General features: G+C 72.5%; 16 protein-coding genes and 1 pseudogene. 8 read left to right on the top strand and 9 right to left on the bottom strand.

Annotated elements, in window-relative coordinates; all coding sequences use genetic code 11:
- Positions 1 to 230: hypothetical protein (locus tag IE278_RS41885; protein WP_213089767.1), on the bottom strand; the 230-nt coding region annotated here is incomplete at its 3' end.
- A gap of 556 nt (positions 231 to 786) precedes the next feature.
- On the opposite strand from IE278_RS41885, the gene dhaK reads away from it, so the two are divergent.
- The 3 genes from dhaK to IE278_RS37905 all read left to right on the top strand — a co-directional run bounded on the left by dhaK (position 787) and on the right by IE278_RS37905 (position 2,883).
- Positions 787 to 1,779 (top strand): dihydroxyacetone kinase subunit DhaK, encoded by a 993-nt coding sequence (gene dhaK, locus IE278_RS37915; protein WP_189779556.1) that lies wholly within the window; start codon positions 787 to 789, stop codon positions 1,777 to 1,779.
- Between the two features lie 68 nt (positions 1,780 to 1,847).
- On the top strand, positions 1,848 to 2,447 hold the full coding sequence (dhaL, locus tag IE278_RS37910) for a dihydroxyacetone kinase subunit DhaL (RefSeq protein ID WP_189779555.1): 600 nt from the start codon (positions 1,848 to 1,850) through the stop codon (positions 2,445 to 2,447).
- Positions 2,440 to 2,883, top strand: a complete 444-nt coding sequence (locus IE278_RS37905) for a PTS sugar transporter subunit IIA domain-containing protein (protein ID WP_246571369.1) — start codon at positions 2,440 to 2,442, stop codon at positions 2,881 to 2,883. The genes dhaL and IE278_RS37905 overlap by 8 nt, the downstream gene beginning before the upstream one ends.
- A 111-nt stretch (positions 2,884 to 2,994) precedes the next feature.
- On the opposite strand, the gene IE278_RS37900 is transcribed toward IE278_RS37905, so the two are convergent.
- Positions 2,995 to 3,804 (bottom strand): glycoside hydrolase family 75 protein, encoded by an 810-nt coding sequence (locus IE278_RS37900; protein ID WP_246571350.1) that lies wholly within the window; start codon positions 3,802 to 3,804, stop codon positions 2,995 to 2,997.
- Between the two features lie 417 nt (positions 3,805 to 4,221).
- On the opposite strand from IE278_RS37900, the gene IE278_RS37895 reads away from it, so the two are divergent.
- Positions 4,222 to 5,220, top strand: a complete 999-nt coding sequence (locus IE278_RS37895; protein WP_373312207.1) for a fibronectin type III domain-containing protein — start codon at positions 4,222 to 4,224, stop codon at positions 5,218 to 5,220.
- 160 nt (positions 5,221 to 5,380) lie between these two features.
- Positions 5,381 to 5,935, top strand: a complete 555-nt coding sequence (locus IE278_RS37890; RefSeq protein ID WP_189779554.1) for a hypothetical protein — start codon at positions 5,381 to 5,383, stop codon at positions 5,933 to 5,935.
- A gap of 27 nt (positions 5,936 to 5,962) precedes the next feature.
- On the opposite strand, the gene IE278_RS37885 is transcribed toward IE278_RS37890, so the two are convergent.
- The 3 genes from IE278_RS37885 to IE278_RS37875 all read right to left on the bottom strand — a co-directional run bounded on the left by IE278_RS37885 (position 5,963) and on the right by IE278_RS37875 (position 9,914).
- Positions 5,963 to 6,517, bottom strand: a complete 555-nt coding sequence (locus IE278_RS37885; RefSeq protein ID WP_189779553.1) for a PadR family transcriptional regulator — start codon at positions 6,515 to 6,517, stop codon at positions 5,963 to 5,965.
- 40 nt (positions 6,518 to 6,557) lie between these two features.
- A complete protein-coding gene (locus IE278_RS37880; protein ID WP_189779552.1) occupies positions 6,558 to 8,573 on the bottom strand; it encodes an NADPH-dependent 2,4-dienoyl-CoA reductase in 2,016 nt (671 codons plus the stop codon).
- A 549-nt stretch (positions 8,574 to 9,122) separates the two neighbouring features.
- Positions 9,123 to 9,914, bottom strand: a complete 792-nt coding sequence (locus IE278_RS37875) for a putative protein N(5)-glutamine methyltransferase (RefSeq protein WP_189779551.1) — start codon at positions 9,912 to 9,914, stop codon at positions 9,123 to 9,125.
- 380 nt (positions 9,915 to 10,294) lie between these two features.
- Here IE278_RS37875 and IE278_RS37870 point away from each other — a divergent pair, with 380 nt between their 5' ends.
- The gene (locus IE278_RS37870; protein WP_189779560.1) at positions 10,295 to 10,777 is read left to right on the top strand and encodes a MarR family winged helix-turn-helix transcriptional regulator; all 483 of its coding nucleotides are present in this window, start codon (positions 10,295 to 10,297) and stop codon (positions 10,775 to 10,777) included.
- A gap of 24 nt (positions 10,778 to 10,801) precedes the next feature.
- On the opposite strand, the gene IE278_RS37865 is transcribed toward IE278_RS37870, so the two are convergent.
- Together IE278_RS37865 and IE278_RS37860 are read right to left on the bottom strand one after the other, a co-directional pair.
- On the bottom strand, positions 10,802 to 11,536 hold the full coding sequence (locus IE278_RS37865; protein ID WP_189779550.1) for a GNAT family N-acetyltransferase: 735 nt from the start codon (positions 11,534 to 11,536) through the stop codon (positions 10,802 to 10,804).
- On the bottom strand, positions 11,533 to 12,453 hold the full coding sequence (locus IE278_RS37860; RefSeq protein ID WP_189779559.1) for an NADP-dependent oxidoreductase: 921 nt from the start codon (positions 12,451 to 12,453) through the stop codon (positions 11,533 to 11,535). The genes IE278_RS37865 and IE278_RS37860 overlap by 4 nt, the downstream gene beginning before the upstream one ends.
- 277 nt (positions 12,454 to 12,730) lie before the next feature.
- Here IE278_RS37860 and IE278_RS37855 point away from each other — a divergent pair, with 277 nt between their 5' ends.
- Complete coding sequence (locus tag IE278_RS37855; RefSeq protein ID WP_189779549.1) at positions 12,731 to 13,336, top strand: sulfite oxidase-like oxidoreductase; 606 nt, start codon at positions 12,731 to 12,733, stop codon at positions 13,334 to 13,336.
- Between the two features lie 69 nt (positions 13,337 to 13,405).
- Complete coding sequence (locus tag IE278_RS37850; protein WP_189779548.1) at positions 13,406 to 14,170, top strand: ferredoxin reductase; 765 nt, start codon at positions 13,406 to 13,408, stop codon at positions 14,168 to 14,170.
- A 67-nt stretch (positions 14,171 to 14,237) separates the two neighbouring features.
- Here IE278_RS37850 and IE278_RS37845 read toward each other — a convergent pair whose 3' ends face one another.
- Entirely contained in the window at positions 14,238 to 15,116 is an 879-nt protein-coding gene (locus IE278_RS37845; protein ID WP_189779547.1) for a universal stress protein, read from the bottom strand.
- A 115-nt stretch (positions 15,117 to 15,231) separates the two neighbouring features.
- Positions 15,232 to 15,306 (bottom strand): annotated as a pseudogene (locus IE278_RS43320) (hypothetical protein); the annotation flags it as partial.
- Positions 15,307 to 15,376: the final 70 nt, after the last annotated feature.

The raw sequence follows: 15,376 nt of genomic DNA, 5'->3' as shown, positions 1-15,376 counted from the left end.
GCCGCATCCGCCGCCACCGCACCCACCCGACGCCGCCGCTCCTCCAACACCCCCGGCCGCCGAGCCCCCTCAGCCGCCGCGTCCGCCGCCACCTGGCTGTACGCCGCCGCCCGGTGTCTCTCCCCTGATGTCTCCTGGCTCTCCTGGGAGGGCTGCCGGGGTTCGGCGAGCGAGGTCAGGTCGGCGGGGGCGGAGTTCGACCGGCCCCTGCCGTTCACCAAGGCGTCCATCTCGAAGGAGCCCGCCTGCCGTTGGTCTCCCCCTGCTGAACCGGGGCGAGGGCCGCTCGACGCACGCTGGATCGCTGCCGCGACGGCCCTGTTTCCCGCGCTGCCCTGCAAGGAGGCCAGCGGGGGCCGGGGTCTGTGCGTGGGGCGTTTGGCCGGGTCCGCGGCGTCCGTGCGACGTGTCTGTGTTTCGCGCGGGCGGTCCGGCACGGACAGCTCCTTCTGAGTGAGGATTCGAGACGGCGGGGCAGAGGAGCAACCGGCGCGAAAGAGTTCCAGGGCGAAGAAGAACACAACATGAACGGGGGAACACGCCAGTGTTTCGGGAAACCTACCGGTGCCGAACAGGCCGCGTGTTTCCTTTGTGTTTATTCTTCGAGCGAGACGCGTCCGGGTGTTGTTCATGTGGTTCAGGGGAGACACCGGGCCCCGACCTGGCGGTGGGACGTGTTGTGCTCGTGACCTTCGTGACCACAAGGTCGATACTGCCGATGACGGCACTCCCACCGGCATCACGGACCGGGTCGGCCGCCCGTTTGCCAGCCCCCAGGAGGTACAGATGAAGATGCTCATCAACGTCGCGGAGACCGTTGTCGCGGACGCGTTGCGTGGCATGGCCGCCGCGCATCCCGAGCTGGCCGTGGATGTCGAGAACCGGGTGATCGTGCGGCGGGACGCCCCGGTGGCCGGGAAGGTGGGGCTCGTCTCGGGCGGCGGGTCGGGGCACGAGCCGTTGCACGGCGGGTTCGTGGGTCCCGGGATGCTGTCCGCCGCCTGTCCCGGCGAGGTGTTCACCAGCCCGGTGCCGGACCAGATGGTACGGGCCGCCGCCGCCGTGGACAGCGGCGCCGGGGTGCTGTTCATCGTGAAGAACTACACCGGTGACGTCCTCAACTTCGACATGGCCGCCGAACTGGCCGAGGACGAGGGTGTCCAGATCGCGAAGGTCCTCGTCGACGACGACGTGGCGGTCACCGACAGCCTCTACACGGCCGGCCGCCGCGGCACCGGCGCGACCCTGTTCGTGGAGAAGATCGCAGGCGCCGCGGCCGAGGAGGGGCAGCCCCTGGAACGGGTCGAGGCGCTGGCCCGCCAGGTCAACGAGAACTCGCGCAGTTTCGGTGTCGCGCTCAGCGCCTGCTCCACGCCCGCCAAGGGGAGCCCCACCTTCGATCTGCCCGCCGGGGAACTGGAGCTGGGCGTCGGGATCCACGGTGAGCCCGGCCGTGAGCGGCGGGCGATGATGACCTCGCGGGAGATCGCCGACTTCTCGGTGAACGCCGTCCTGGAGGACCTGAACCCGCGCAACCCCGTGCTGGTCCTGGTGAACGGCATGGGCGCCACCCCGCTGCTGGAGCTGTACGGCTTCAACGCGGAGGTGCAGCGGGTCCTGATCGAGCGCGGGGTTCCGGTGGCCCGCACCCTCGTCGGGAACTACGTCACCTCGCTCGACATGGCCGGCGCCTCGGTGACCCTGTGCCAGGTCGACGAGGACCTGCTGCGGCTGTGGGACGCGCCGGTGCGTACCGCGGGTCTGCGCTGGGGCATGTGAGGGGCCGCTCCCCCTCCTCGTCCCTCCCGGCGCGACCCGGCAACACCCTTACCACGCAAGGAGATCCAGTGCTCGACGCCGACTTCTTCCGCCGTTGGATGACGGCGACCGCCGTGTCCGTGGAACACGAGGCGGAACGGCTCACCGCCCTCGACTCACCGATCGGCGACGCCGACCACGGCAGCAATCTGCAGCGTGGCTTCCGGGCCGTCGCGACCGTCCTGGAGAAGGACGAGCCGGGCACACCGGGTGCCGTCCTGACGCTCGCCGGACGCCAGTTGATCTCGACGGTGGGCGGCGCCTCGGGCCCGTTGTACGGGACTCTGCTCCGGCGCACCGGCAAGGCGCTCGGGGACGCCGCCGAGGTCGACGAGCAGGAGTTCGCGCAGGCGCTGCGCACCGGCGTGGACGCCGTGATGCAGCTCGGTGGCGCGGCGCCCGGCGACAAGACGATGATCGACGCGCTCCTGCCGGCGGTGGACGCGCTGGGTCAGTCCTTCGCCGCGGCACGGTCCGCCGCGGAGGAGGGCGCCCAGGCGACCACGCCGCTGCAGGCGCGCAAGGGCAGGGCGAGCTATCTGGGCGAACGCAGCATCGGGCACCAGGATCCGGGTGCCACCTCCTCGGCGCTCCTGATCGCGGCGCTCGCGGAGACGGCCGGTGAGTGACCTCGTGAACGCTGGGACGGCCGGAGGTGACGGCGGGAAGCTCGTGGGCGTCGTGCTCGTGTCGCACAGCGCCGCGGTGGCCGCCTCGGTCGCCGAACTGGCGACGGGACTGGCGGGCGGCGGCACGCTCGCCCCGGTCGCGGCGGCGGGCGGTGACGGGGACGGCGGCCTGGGCACCAGTTCCGAGCTGATCTCCGCCGCGGCCGCCGCCGTGGACCGCGGCGCCGGTGTCGCCGTACTGACCGATCTCGGCAGTGCGGTCCTCACGGTGAAGGCCTTGCTGGCCGAGGGCGACGAACTGCCGCCGGACACCCGTCTGGTGGACGCGCCGTTCGTCGAGGGCGCGGTGGCGGCGGTCGTCACGGCGTCGGCCGGAGCGGACCTGGCGGCGGTGGAGGCCGCGGCAGCCGAGGCGTACACGTACCGGAAGGTGTGACAGCGGCACATGGAGGTGTGCGGAAGGGTGTCATCGGCCCCTGTGGGGGGTGGCACCGGCACATGTCGGAGGTGTGTGGGGCCGGAGGGGAGGCGGCCGGACGGTGTCCGCTCAGCTGCGGCCCACGAGTTCGCGGGCGAGCCGTTCCCCCTGGGCCACCGCCGCCCCGGGGCTCTCGATGGGTGAGGCGCCGGAGTCCTTGAACAGGATGTAGGTGACCCCGGACGCCGCTCCGCCGCCCCTCGGGTCGGGTCGGATCCCGAGGTTCCGGGCCAGGGCGTACGAGGCCTCACCGATGATGTCGTCGGGGCCGACGTCGCCGACGACCGCGTACCGGACCCGGTCGCCGTGGATGACCGCGGCGACCGTCCCGCGCCGGACGCCGTGCTCCCGGTGGTTCCAGCGGTGACTCGGCCCTGGCACGACCACGTACGGCAGTCGCTCGGCGCTCAGCTGGCGTCCGTCGGACTGCTGGAAGGCGGTGGTGTCGCAGAAGAGCGGGTCGGTGCGTTCGTTGCAGTGGCGGCCCGGTCTGCCGTCGCAGTCGATGTCCAGGTCGGCCTTCCAGAAGACGGCCTCGCGCCTGCCGCAGACCTCGATGTCCGCGGGCTCGCCGTAGTCGCTGCTGAAGCGGTCGTGCGAGACGGGGGCGCAGTCGCGCACGGCGGCCAGGAGTTCCTTCGCCCGGACGTTCCCCGGGGCCGGTGTCCTGGAGGGTGTCCTCCGGCGCGCGTCGCGGGTGACACCCGTACCCGCGTCGTTCCTCGCACGTGGCACGTTCCCCGCGCTCGGGCCGCCGTATCCGGCCCGCTCGTGCCCGGCGTCGGGCCCGGCCTCGGGTGGCGGGGCGGCGCCCGGGAGCGCGGTGGGGGCGATCAGGGCGGCACCGGCCGCGGCCAGCATCAGCGACCGGACACGCACGATAAGAGACCCTCTCCTGAGCGGGCACTGACGAACACTCAGCCCAATCTGGTGGGGGTCCGCACCTGCGGCCACCGCTGGGGGGCCGTACGGTGCACGTCCGGTGACACGCAGGACGGACAGCGTGGTGTGCCGCGTGATGTGCCGCGTGACGTGTCGTCGGGGGCCGGGTGGTCGGATTCGTCGACGACTCCGGCCACCCGGCCGCCCTCGCCGGCGCGGGATCAGCGACGACAGCGTTCCGCACCGTCGGCATGAACTTCCCTGCGACATCGGTGAGTTCAGCCGGTTGGAGGATCAGCATACGTAACGTGCGGCCGAAATCGCGAACGGCGGCCCTCTTGTTGCGGCCCCTCCGAGGAGGTCATATTGGTCCGGACCAATCTCGTGGTGGAAGGGTCGAGGGAGGGCAGGGCTGTGCGACGCGTACTCCTGCGAGGCGCCGTGGTCTGGGGCGCGCTGCTCACGATGGTGTCCTGCGGGCTGACCGGGCAGGGCTCGGACGAGGACGGCAGGCCTCCCGGCGCTCCGGCCGGTGTCACCGCGGCGGCGGGCAGCGCGACCAGCGTGCACGTCATGTGGAACCGGGCCTCCGGCAAACCCGAGGTCGCCCGTTACGAGGTGTACCGCGGCACCACGAAGGTGAAGGAAGTGCCGGGTTCGGAGTACATGGTTGACATCACCCGGCTCAAGCCGTCGACCAGGTATGCCTTCTCCGTGCGGGCGCGGGACGCCGACGGCAGGCTGGGGCCGCCGAGCGAACGGGTCCGGGCCACCACGCCCGCCGCGACCGCGGCCGACGCGCGGCCCCCGAGCCGCCCGCAGCGCCCCGGCGGGAAGCCGGCCGGGAGCCGGGCCGCGCAGTTGTCGTGGACCCGGTCCACGGACGACCAGGGTGTGGCCTCGTATGACATCTATCAGGGCAGCACGAAGATCCACAGTGTGGGCGGCGCCCAGACGGCGACCGTGGTCACCGGGCTGCGGCCGGGCACGCGCTACTCCTTCACGGTCCGGGCGCGCGACGCGGCGGACAACGTCTCGTCCGCGAGCGAGGCCGTCCGGATCACCACCCCGGCGGGTCCGGCCGACACGAAGGGCTCGGACACCGGGACGGGCATGGCGCCCTCCGCGTTCCGCGCCACGACGCACCGCAAGGACGGGGCGTACTACCTCGACCTGTCATGGACCCAGCCGCAGGTGGACGGAGTGATCGCGGAGTACCAGATCCAGCTCGACCGCAAGCCGGTCACCTCGCTCGTCTGGGGCGCGACCCCTCCGCCCGGCAGGGCGACGTACAGCTTCTACGTGGGCCGGGAGGCCGGGCTCACCCAGCGGGTACGGATCCGGGCGAAGCTGCCGGACGGCACGTGGGGCGCCTTCTCGACGGAGCGGACCGTGACGACCGGGCAGCCCTGAGGAAGAGGCCGGGATCCGGCGAATTGTTCACCTGTACGGCCCTCGCCCGCATGCGGAAACGGCGGCCGTCGCATTGGCTCGGTCCGAAGGCAGCACGGGCGTTCCCGACCCTCGGCGGCTCATGGGATGTACCGCCACCGTGCCGTTGGAGGGCAGTCGTATGCGTATCACTCAGACACTCGTCCGCTCCGGGCAGGCCGTGGCGGTCGCCGCGCTGCCGCTGGCCCTCACCGCGGGCATGCCCGGCGTGGCCGCCGCGGCGGCCACGGGGATCAATGTGACCACCAGTGGCGGGACGGTGCAGGTGACCACCAGCGCGTGCGTCACCAGGTCCAACGGATCGATGGGGAACGCCTCGCTGCTCTCCAGCGGTCAGGCGAACTTCGCGCAGGGACGCCAGGTGACCCTGTCCGGGACCAGCGCCAGTCAGTCCGCCGCCTGGTCGAGCGTCACCTCCGGCACCTACACCGTCATCGTGGTGTGCGCCGACGGTTCGACGGCGGGCACCCAGTCCGTGACCGTCTCGCCGGTCTCGTCACCCACGATCTCGGCGACGGCGACGGCGTCACCGTCGCGCGGGGTGATGGGCGGCATGGGCAGCACCAGCCAGGACTACGGCACCGTCACGTACGCGGCCGGCGGGGTCCTGGTGGCCGCCGGCGTCGGGGCCACCGTCTGGGTCCTGCGCCGCCGCTCCAGGCCGAACCGCCTTTGACCGAACCGGCAGTAAGTACCTGGGCGGTCAGTGCGGGGAGCCCTGGGTCGGGATGCGTTCGAACTCCTCAAGCGCGTGCGTGAGCCAGCCCGTCCAGAAGGTCTCCAGATCGATCCCGGCACGCAGGACGAGGTGCTGGAGCCGGTCCGCGGGAGCGTCCTTGCCAGGCGGGAAGTCGCGCTCCTGGATCTCCTCGTACTCCGCCAACTGCCGCCGGTGCAGCGCGAGATGGCGGCGCAGATCCTCCCCGATGCCTGCCGTGCCGACCACTGCCGCCGCGCGCAGCCGCAGCAGCAGGGTGTCGCGCAGGGGCTTGGGGTCCTGGGACGCGGCGGTCCAGCGGGCCAGTTCGGCGCGGCCCGCCGGCAGGACCTCGTACCGCTTCTTCTGCCCGCGGGCCGGCTGCTGGGAGGCGAGGGCCCTGATGGAGCCCTCGGCCTCCAGTTTTCCCAGCTCGCGATAGATCTGCTGATGTGTCGCCGACCAGAAGTAGCCGATCGACTTGTCGAAGCGACGGGTCAGCTCCAGCCCCGACGACGGCTTCTCGAGCAGGGCGGTGAGGATCGCGTGCGGGAGTGACATGGGGTCATCCTAGGGACGGGGCCGGGCCGGGTCCGGCGGCCTACAGCGCCGCCGCCAGCTCGGTGCCCTGCTTGATGGCCCGCTTGGCGTCCAGTTCGGCCGCCACGTCGGCGCCGCCGATGAGGTGCACGCTGCGGCCCGCGGCGCGCAGTGACTCGTACAGGTCGCGGCGGGGTTCCTGGCCCGTGCAGAGGACGATGGTGTCGACCGGCAGGACGGAGCTCTCGCCGTCGACGGTGACATGCAGTCCGGCGTCGTCGATACGGTCGTACCGGACCCCGGGGACCATGGTGACTCCGCGGTGCTTGAGCTCGGCGCGGTGGATCCAGCCGGTGGTCTTGCCGAGCCCGGCGCCGACCTTGGACGCCTTGCGCTGCAGGAGGTGGACGGTGCGCGGCGGGGCCGGCCGCTCGGGGGCGCCGAGGCCGCCGGGGGCCTCGTAGTCCATGTCGACACCCCAGTGCCGGAAGTACGTCGCCGGGTCCTCGCTCGCCTTGTCGCCGCTGTCGGTCAGGTACTCGGCGACGTCGAAGCCGATGCCGCCCGCGCCGAGGATCGCGACCCGGTCGCCGACGGGGGCGCCGTCGCGCAGCACGTCGAGGTAGCCGACGACGCTCGGGTGGTCCACGCCGGGGATCTCGGGGGTGCGCGGGCCGACGCCCGTGGCGACGACGACTTCGTCGTACGGGTCGAGGTCCCCGTCACCGACCGGGGTGTTCAACCGGACGCCCACGCCGCGCAGTTCGAGCTGGGTGCGGAAGTAGCGGATCGTCTCGTCGAACTCCTGCTTGCCGGGGACCTTGCGGGCCACGTTGAGCTGGCCGCCGATCTCGGGCGCGGCGTCGTAGAGGGTGACGTCGTGGCCGCGTTCGGCGGCGCCGACCGCGCAGGCGAGTCCGGCGGGGCCCGCGCCGACGACGGCGACGCGCTTACGGGTACGGGTCGGGGTGAGGACCAGTTCCGTCTCGTGGCAGGCCCTCGGGTTCACCAGGCAGGAGGTGATCTTGCCGCTGAAGGTGTGGTCGAGGCAGGCCTGGTTGCAGCCGATGCAGGTGTTGATGGCCTCGGGGCGGCCGGCCTTCGCCTTGCTCACGAAGTCGGGGTCGGCGAGCATCGGGCGGGCCATCGACACCATGTCCGCGTGGCCCTCGGCGAGCAACTGCTCCGCCAGTTCCGGGGTGTTGATGCGGTTCGTCGTCACGAGCGGGATCGATACGGCGCCCATGACCTTCTTGGTGACCCAGGCGTACGCGCCTCGCGGCACCGAGGTCGCGATGGTGGGGATGCGGGCCTCGTGCCAGCCGATGCCGGTGTTGATGATGGTCGCCCCGGCGGCCTCGACGGCCTGGGCGAGGGTGATCACCTCGTCGAGGGAGGAGCCGCCCGGGACCAGGTCCAGCATCGAGAGGCGGTAGATGATGATGAAGTCCTCGCCGACGGCCTCGCGTACCCGGCGGACGATTTCCAGGGGGAACCGGGTGCGGTTCTCGTAGGAGCCGCCCCAGCGGTCGTCGCGCTCGTTGGTCTGAGTGGCGATGAACTCGTTGATGAGGTAGCCCTCGGAGCCCATGATCTCGACGCCGTCGTAGCCCGCGCTCCTGGCCAGGCGGGCGGTCCTGGCGTAGTCGTCGATGGTCTGCTCGACCTCGTCGTCCGTCAGGGCGCGGGGCGGGTACGGGCTGATGGGGGCCTGGAGTGCGCTCGGGGCGACCAGGTCCTGGTGGTAGGCGTACCGCCCGAAGTGCAGGATCTGCATCGCGATCCTCCCGCCTTCGCGGTGGACCGCGGCGGTGATCGCGGCGTGCTGTTCGGCTTCCGCGTCGGTGGTGAGTTTGGCGCCGCCGTCGTAGGGGCGTCCGGCGTCGTTGGGGGCGATGCCGCCGGTGACGATGAGGCCTACGCCGCCGCGGGCGCGCGTCGCGTAGAACTCCGCCATGCGCTCGAAGCCGTGTTCTGCCTCTTCGAGGCCTATGTGCATGGAACCCATGAGTACGCGGTTCGGCAGAGTGGTGAAGCCCAGGTCCAGCGGGTTCAGCAGGTGTGGGTAACGGGTCATGGGGCCCCTCCGTGCGTGGCGTCGTCCCCATGGTTGTAGACGACGTCCGGGCGGTTTTGCAACTAGTTGCATAAAGGGAGGGGCCCAGTGTGACGAACGTCGCGGGGCCCTCCGGGGCGGGCTTCATTTCCGGGTGCGGGTCCGCTGCGGCTGGGTGCGCAGTTCCCCGCGCCCCTTGGGGGGTGGGGGCTGGGGCGTGATTTGCGGTGCGGGTCCGTCGTGGTTGCCCGCGCCGTTCCCCGCGCCCCTTGGTGAGTGAGGGCTGGGGCGTGATTTGCGGTGCGGGTCCGTCGTGGTGGGCCGCGGCGTTCCCCGCGCCCCTTAGGGGGTTGAGGCTGGGGCTGATTTAACGTGCGGGAGCGTCGTGGTTGCCCCCGCCGTTCCTCGCGCTCCTTGAGTGCGTGGGCGTCGTCTTTTAGGGGCGCGGGGAACGGCGCAGCCCAGCCACAGCGGACCCGCACCCACAGAACCGCGGCCCGTCCCACCCCCTCAGGGGCGCGGGGAACTGCGCAGCCCAGCCACGACGGGCCCGCACTCGCAAGCGTGTGTTCAGGCGCGGTCGGGGTGTGGGGCGTTGCGGTGGCCGATCAGGACGTTTGCGTGTAGGTCCTCCGAGACCTTCACGCGCGGTATCAGGCCCGCCGCGGCGAAGATCTCGGCCGCCACGCCCACCTGCCGCTCGCTCGTCTCGACGAGCAGACTCCCCCCGGGCGCGAGCCACCCCGGCGCCTCCGCGACGACGCGCCGCAGCACGTCGAGCCCGTCCCCACCCCCGTCGAGCGCGACAAGCGGTTCGTGGTCGCGGGCCTCCGGCGGCAGGAGCCCCACCTCCCCGGTGGGCACGTACGGCACGTTGGCGGCCAGCACCCCGACCCGCCCGCGCAGTCCGCGCGGCAACGGTCCGAAGAGGTCGCCCTCGTAGACCCGCCCGCGTTCGCCGACGTTGCGGCGGGCGCACCGCACGGCGACGGGATCGATGTCGGCGGCATGCAGTTCGGCGCCGGGCAGCGACGCCACGAGCGCGGCCCCCACCGCTCCCGAACCGCAGCACAGGTCCACCACGACCGGCGCCTCGGAGGCGAGAGCGAGAGCCTGGCGTACCAGGAACTCGGTGCGTCGGCGCGGTACGAAGACGCCCGGTTCCACGGCGATCCGCAGACCGCTGAACTCCGCCCACCCCAGGACGTGTTCAAGGGGCTGACCCGCGGCCCGACGGTCCACCATGGCGGTGAGTTCGGCCGGGGTGCGGGCGGTGGTGAGGATGAGCCGCGCCTCGTCCTCCGCGAAGACACAGCCCGCGGAGCGGAGCGCGGTGACGACATGGACGTAAGAAGGTGGCATGGAAGCCGAGAAGCCTTTCGGGAAGCCGAAGGGCGCTCTCCGGGCCGACAGGGCCTAGGTCACCTGATGCCGACGAGGCCACAAGGCGGGAGCACCCGAGCTGACACAGCGGTAATGGGGCTCACCTCCTTGGTCCGATACGGCTGGGGCAGCCCTCAGCCGGTCGGCAACATTACACGGTCGGGGCCCCCGGGCACGGCACTGTCCCCACCCCGAACTCCCCACGCCCCCTTACGGAAGCCCAGCGATTGCCCCGCACCAGCAATGGTTGTAGCGTGCAACCATCTGGAAGGGACAGCCCCGTGAACGCACCCACGCCCGCACCCGCGAGCCCACCCGCGACCGCCGCCGACGTGGCCATCGAGACGATCCACCGCGAGATGACGGCCCTCGCCCGTCGCGCCCGGGCCTCGGCCGGCCGCCTGCACCCGGAGCTGTCCCTGGTCTCGTACACGCTGCTCGGGCATCTGGAGGAGAGCGGCGGCTGCCGCGCCACCGATCTCGCCGCGCACTACGCCCTCGACAAGTCCACGGTGAGCCGCCAGGTGTCGGCCCTGGAAGGCGCCGGACTGATCGAGCGGCTGGCCGATCAGCGGGACCAGCGCGTCCAGGTACTCCACCTCACTCCGGCCGGGACGGAGATCCTCGCCCAGGTGACCGCGAGCCGCCGGGTGGCCTTCCGCGAGCGGCTCGCGGGCTGGCCCGAGGAGGATCTGCGACGGTTCGCGGGCTATCTGCTGCGGTACAACTCGGCCGGCCCAGGCCCAGGCCCAGGCCCAGGCCCAATGCCAACGCCAGATCCAGGCCCAGGCCCCGGGCCGGGCGTGACCGCGCACCCGGACGCCTCACCCCCAATTGACTGAGCGGCGCCTCAGCGAGCGGCCCCCTCAGCCGACCGCCACCACCCGCCCGTCCTCCAGTCGCCCCGGCCGCTCCGGTACCCGCGCCGCCAGGAATCTCGTCCTGCGCCGCAGCCGGAAGCCGAGTGACTCGTAGAGGCGGACGGCCGTGGTGTTGTCCGCGCCGGTGTGCAGGAACGGGGTCTCACCGCGGGCCCGTATGCCGTGCGCGACCGCCAGTGTGAGGCGGGTCGCCAGGCCCTGGCCTCGGACGGTGGCGTCGGTGCACACCGCGCTGATCTCCGTCCAGCCGGGCGGGTGCAGCCGCTCCCCCGCCATGGCGACCAGGGCCCCGCCCCGGCGTATCCCGAGGTAGGTGCCGAGTTCGACCGTGCGCGGCAGGAACGGGCCCGGTCTGGTCCGCTCCACGAGGTCCAGCATCTCCGGTACGTCGGCGGGGCCCAACCGTACGGCCTCAGGGTCCGGCGCGGCGGCCAGACCGTCGTCGACGAACTGCACGCCCTCCCCGCGGAACGTGATCTCCCAGCCCGCCGGGATCTCGCCCCCGAAGCCGGGCAGCGCGATCTCCTTGCCCGGTCCGGCGAGCGCCGCGACGTCGGCCCAGTCGTCGGCGTCGGGGTCGTCGGGCAGCGCCAGCCAGGGCGACACGTCGGCGGGGTAGCGCAGCACCCGGCCCCGGCGTTCGGCGAAGTGGGCGTGCGGACCGGTCAGCGAGGCCCGCGCGGGGTTGTCCAGGACGTGGGCGTGGGGCGTGGCGCTCATTCCGCGACCTCGATCACGACCTTGCCGCGGGCGTGGCCCTCTTCGACGGTACGCAGCGCCTCGGCGGCCTCTTCGAGGGGGAAGGTCCGGGTCACCAGAGGGTCGAGCCTGCCTTGGACGACGAGCCGTACCACCTCGTCGAGCACCGCGGCGGTACGGGCCCGTACGACGGGTGCGCCGCCGAGGCCCTCCACGATGTCCTTGCCGCCCGCGGTGATCAGCTTGGCGCGGTCCTTCACCAGTTCGGCCGCGGTCTCCAGGACCTCGCCGCCGACCAGGTCGTACACGGCGTCCACCCCGTCGGGCGCCAGGGCCCGGACGCCCTCGGCGTAGTGCGGTCCCGACGGTACGTGCGCGGCGCCGAGCGACTCGACCAGGTCCTTCTTGCCGGCGCTCGCCACGCCGATGACGTTCAGTCCGTCGGCGCGGGCGATCTGGACGACCGCGACGCCCACCCCGCCGCCCGCGCCCGTGACCAGCAGGGTCGCGCCCGCCGTCAGGGCCAGCTGGCGTACTCCGTCGTAGGCGGTGGCCGCCGCGACGGGCAGGGTGGCCGCGTCGGTGAAGGAGACACCGGCGGGCTTGTGCGCGGTCACGGCCACGGGGAACAGCGCGTACTGGGCGTAGCCGCCCGCGACGGGGTTGCCGAAGACCTCGTCGCCGACCGCGAATCCCGTCACCCCCTCGCCGATCTCCTCGACGACACCGGCGGCCTCGTTGCCGAGGACGGCGGGCAGCTCACGCCGCTGCTGGCCGGGCCGCTGGTAGCCGGTGCGCTGCTTCCAGTCGACGGGGTTGACGCCCGCCGCCCGGACGGCGACCAGCAACTGGCCGGGCCCGGGGGCCGGCCTGTCCTGCTCGACGAGGGCCTCGGTCTCCGGACCGCCGTACTGGGTGAAGACGTACGCCTTGGGCATCTGCTCCGTCACTCTCCTTCACGCCGATGAGGGCTCCGCCGATCCGCGCCCCGCCGATGCGGCCGCCATCGGCTCACCTCCATCGGCCGGGCCGTCGGCCGGGCACTATCGGCAAGGAAGATCGCGGGTGCGGCTATTCCCGGAACCGTCCGGACCCGGCGAGTGTTCATACGGCGGCAATGATCCCCGGTCGGCCGGCCCCGGCGGGCCCGGTACCGTGGAGGGCGTACGCAACGATCAAGGGCCGCCGTCCGGTCGGCCTGGAGGCACCACTCGTATGAACGTCACCCGAGGCTTCGCCGGGCGTCCGCGTGTCCGCAACGACGGACTGCCGCCCGGCCAGTACGACGCCCGCGACGACTGGCCCGTCCTGTCCGCGGAGGTCACGCCGGAGCTGGCGGCCTCGGAGTGGACGTTCACCGTCGACGGACTGGTCGCCGAGGAGCGCACCTGGACCTGGGACGAGGCGCACGCGCTGCCGCCGTCCGCCTACGAGGGCGACATCCACTGTGTGACGAGCTGGTCGAAGTTCGGGGTGCGGTTCGCGGGGGTGTCGCTCGACGCGTTCCTCGATCTCGCCCGCCCGGCCGCCGAGGCCACCCACGCGGTCGCCTACTCGCACACCGGTTACACCACGAACCTGCCGCTCGCCGATCTGACCGGCGGACGGGCCTGGATCGTCTGGGAGTACGGGGACGAGCCGCTGCCCGCCGAGCACGGCGGTCCGGCACGGCTGATCGTGCCGCACCTGTACTTCTGGAAGAGCGCCAAGTGGATCGCCGGCATCCGGCTCCTCGACCACGACGAGCCGGGTTTCTGGGAGCAGAACGGCTACCACCACCGCGGCGATCCCTGGGAAGAACAGCGCTACTCCGGTGACTGAGACCTCCATGACACCCATGACTGCCATGACTGCCATGACACACATGACTCCCCGGACACCAGGACACCCATGAGTGACGCCCCCGCGGGCCCGGCGCCCGCGACACGGTTCGCCGTGCCCGGCCGGATCGCCGTCAGCAACCGTGCCGCGGGCACCTGGCAGCGCGCCACCCTCACCGAGATCCGCCGGGAGACCCCGCACGCGGCGACCTTCCGGTTCGCCGTACCCGCGTGGGCGGGGCATCTGCCCGGCCAGCATCTGATGCTCCGCCTGCGGGCGGAGGACGGTTACGTCGCTCAGCGGCACTACTCGATCGCCTCGCCCCCCGACGACGAGGGGCACGTCGAACTGACCCTCGACCACGTCGACGGCGGGGAGGTGTCCGGCTGGTTCCACACGGTGGCGAAGCCCGGCGACGAGGTCGAGCTGCGCGGACCGCTCAGCGGGTTCTTCGCCTGGCCCGGAGACCGGCCCGCCCTGTTGATCGGCGCGGGCTCCGGTGTCGTACCGCTGATGTCGATGATCCGCCACCACCGTGCGCGGAACCTGACGGTCCCCCTGCGGCTGCTCGTGTCGGCCCGCGGTCCCGAGGAGCTGATCTACGCGTCGGAGTACGGCGCCGAGACCACCACGGTGTTCACACGCAGCGCCCCGGAGGGTGTGGCCGTAGGACGTGTGGCGGCCGCACATGTGGCGCGACTCCTGGCCGACCCGCCCGAGGGTGGGTGGGAAGCCTATGTGTGCGGCTCGAACGGGTTCGCCGAGCATGCCTCACGGCTGCTGGTGGCCGCGGGCCAGCCGGTGGACCGTATCCGCATCGAACGCTTCGGCTGACCGCCCCCCTCGACTGATCGCCCCCTTCGGCTGACCGTCCCGGAGGCGGGGCTCGGCCCGGGGGCCGTCAGTCGTGCGGGACGACGGCGACCGGGCATGTGGAGTGGTGGAGCAGGGAGTGCGCCGCCCGGCCCAGGCGCTTGTCCGCCGTGGAACGGCCGACCACGAGCAGCCCCGCTCTCGTCGACGCCTTCAGGAGATGGTGACCGGCGTGTCCGTACACGACCTCCTCCGACACCTCGGTCTCCGGGAACTTGTGCCGCCACGGTTCCAGGACCGCCGCCAGCGAGCGTTCCCTGGCGTCCTGCTGGGCGGCCGTGTCGCCGGGAGCCCCCACGCCGGTGGCACGGTCGCGCAGCGGCGGCAGCGGCGGCAGTGTCCAGGTGTGCACGACGTGCAGGGGCGCGGCCCGGACGCCCGCCGCGTCGAAGGCGTAGCCGATGAGTTCGTCGGCCGGGTCGGAGGGGTCGAGTCCGAGGACCACCGGCCGGTACGGGGTCCGGGCCGGCGCCGTGGTGTCGTCGCCCGCGTCTACTGGTACGCGCTCGTCCTGCGGGAGTTCGCCCGCGCGGACGAGCACCACGGGGCACGCGGCGCCCGCGGCCACGCCGAGCGCGACCGGGCCGACCAGGAATCCGGTGTACCCGCTGAAGCCGCGTGAGCCGAGGACGACCGTCTCGGACTCCGTGGCGGCTTCGAGCAGCGCGGGAAGGGCCGGTGTGTCGGTCCGGCGGGCGGCTATCTCCAACGTGGGGTGCGCATAGGAGAGTTGTACGGCGGCCCGGTCCAGGATGCCCCGCTGGAGGTCGCGGGGCGGGACCGCCGGCTGCCCGGGGACCGGCCGGCTGCGTACCCGGGGGCGGGGTACGGAGCCGGACGCGGACTCGGATGCGGACGGGCTCGGATGCGGGCTCGGATGCGGGTCCGGCCCCGGACGCGGGCGCACGTCCGCGGCCGGGCCCGGAAAGGGGCTCGGACCCGAAGAGGGGCCCGGACGCGGTGGGTTCGCCACCCGCGTGCAGCAGCCGCAGGGTGAGCCGGCGGCGCTCGGCCTCGCGGGCCGCCCAGTCGGCGGCGTCGAGACCGGCGCGGGAGCCGTCGACGCCCACGGTGACGGTTCGGATGTCCTTCCTCATGGTGCGCGCCCCTCCCGGTTCATCACACCTGCCTCTCGGTCCTGGGGCCTCGGTCTTCGGTCTTCGGTCT

This window comes from Streptomyces tauricus, assembly GCF_014650955.1.
Classification (GTDB): Bacteria; Actinomycetota; Actinomycetes; order Streptomycetales; family Streptomycetaceae; genus Streptomyces; species Streptomyces tauricus.
Note: the sequence above shows the minus strand (reverse complement) of the source record. Positions and strands in the feature narration are given on the sequence as shown.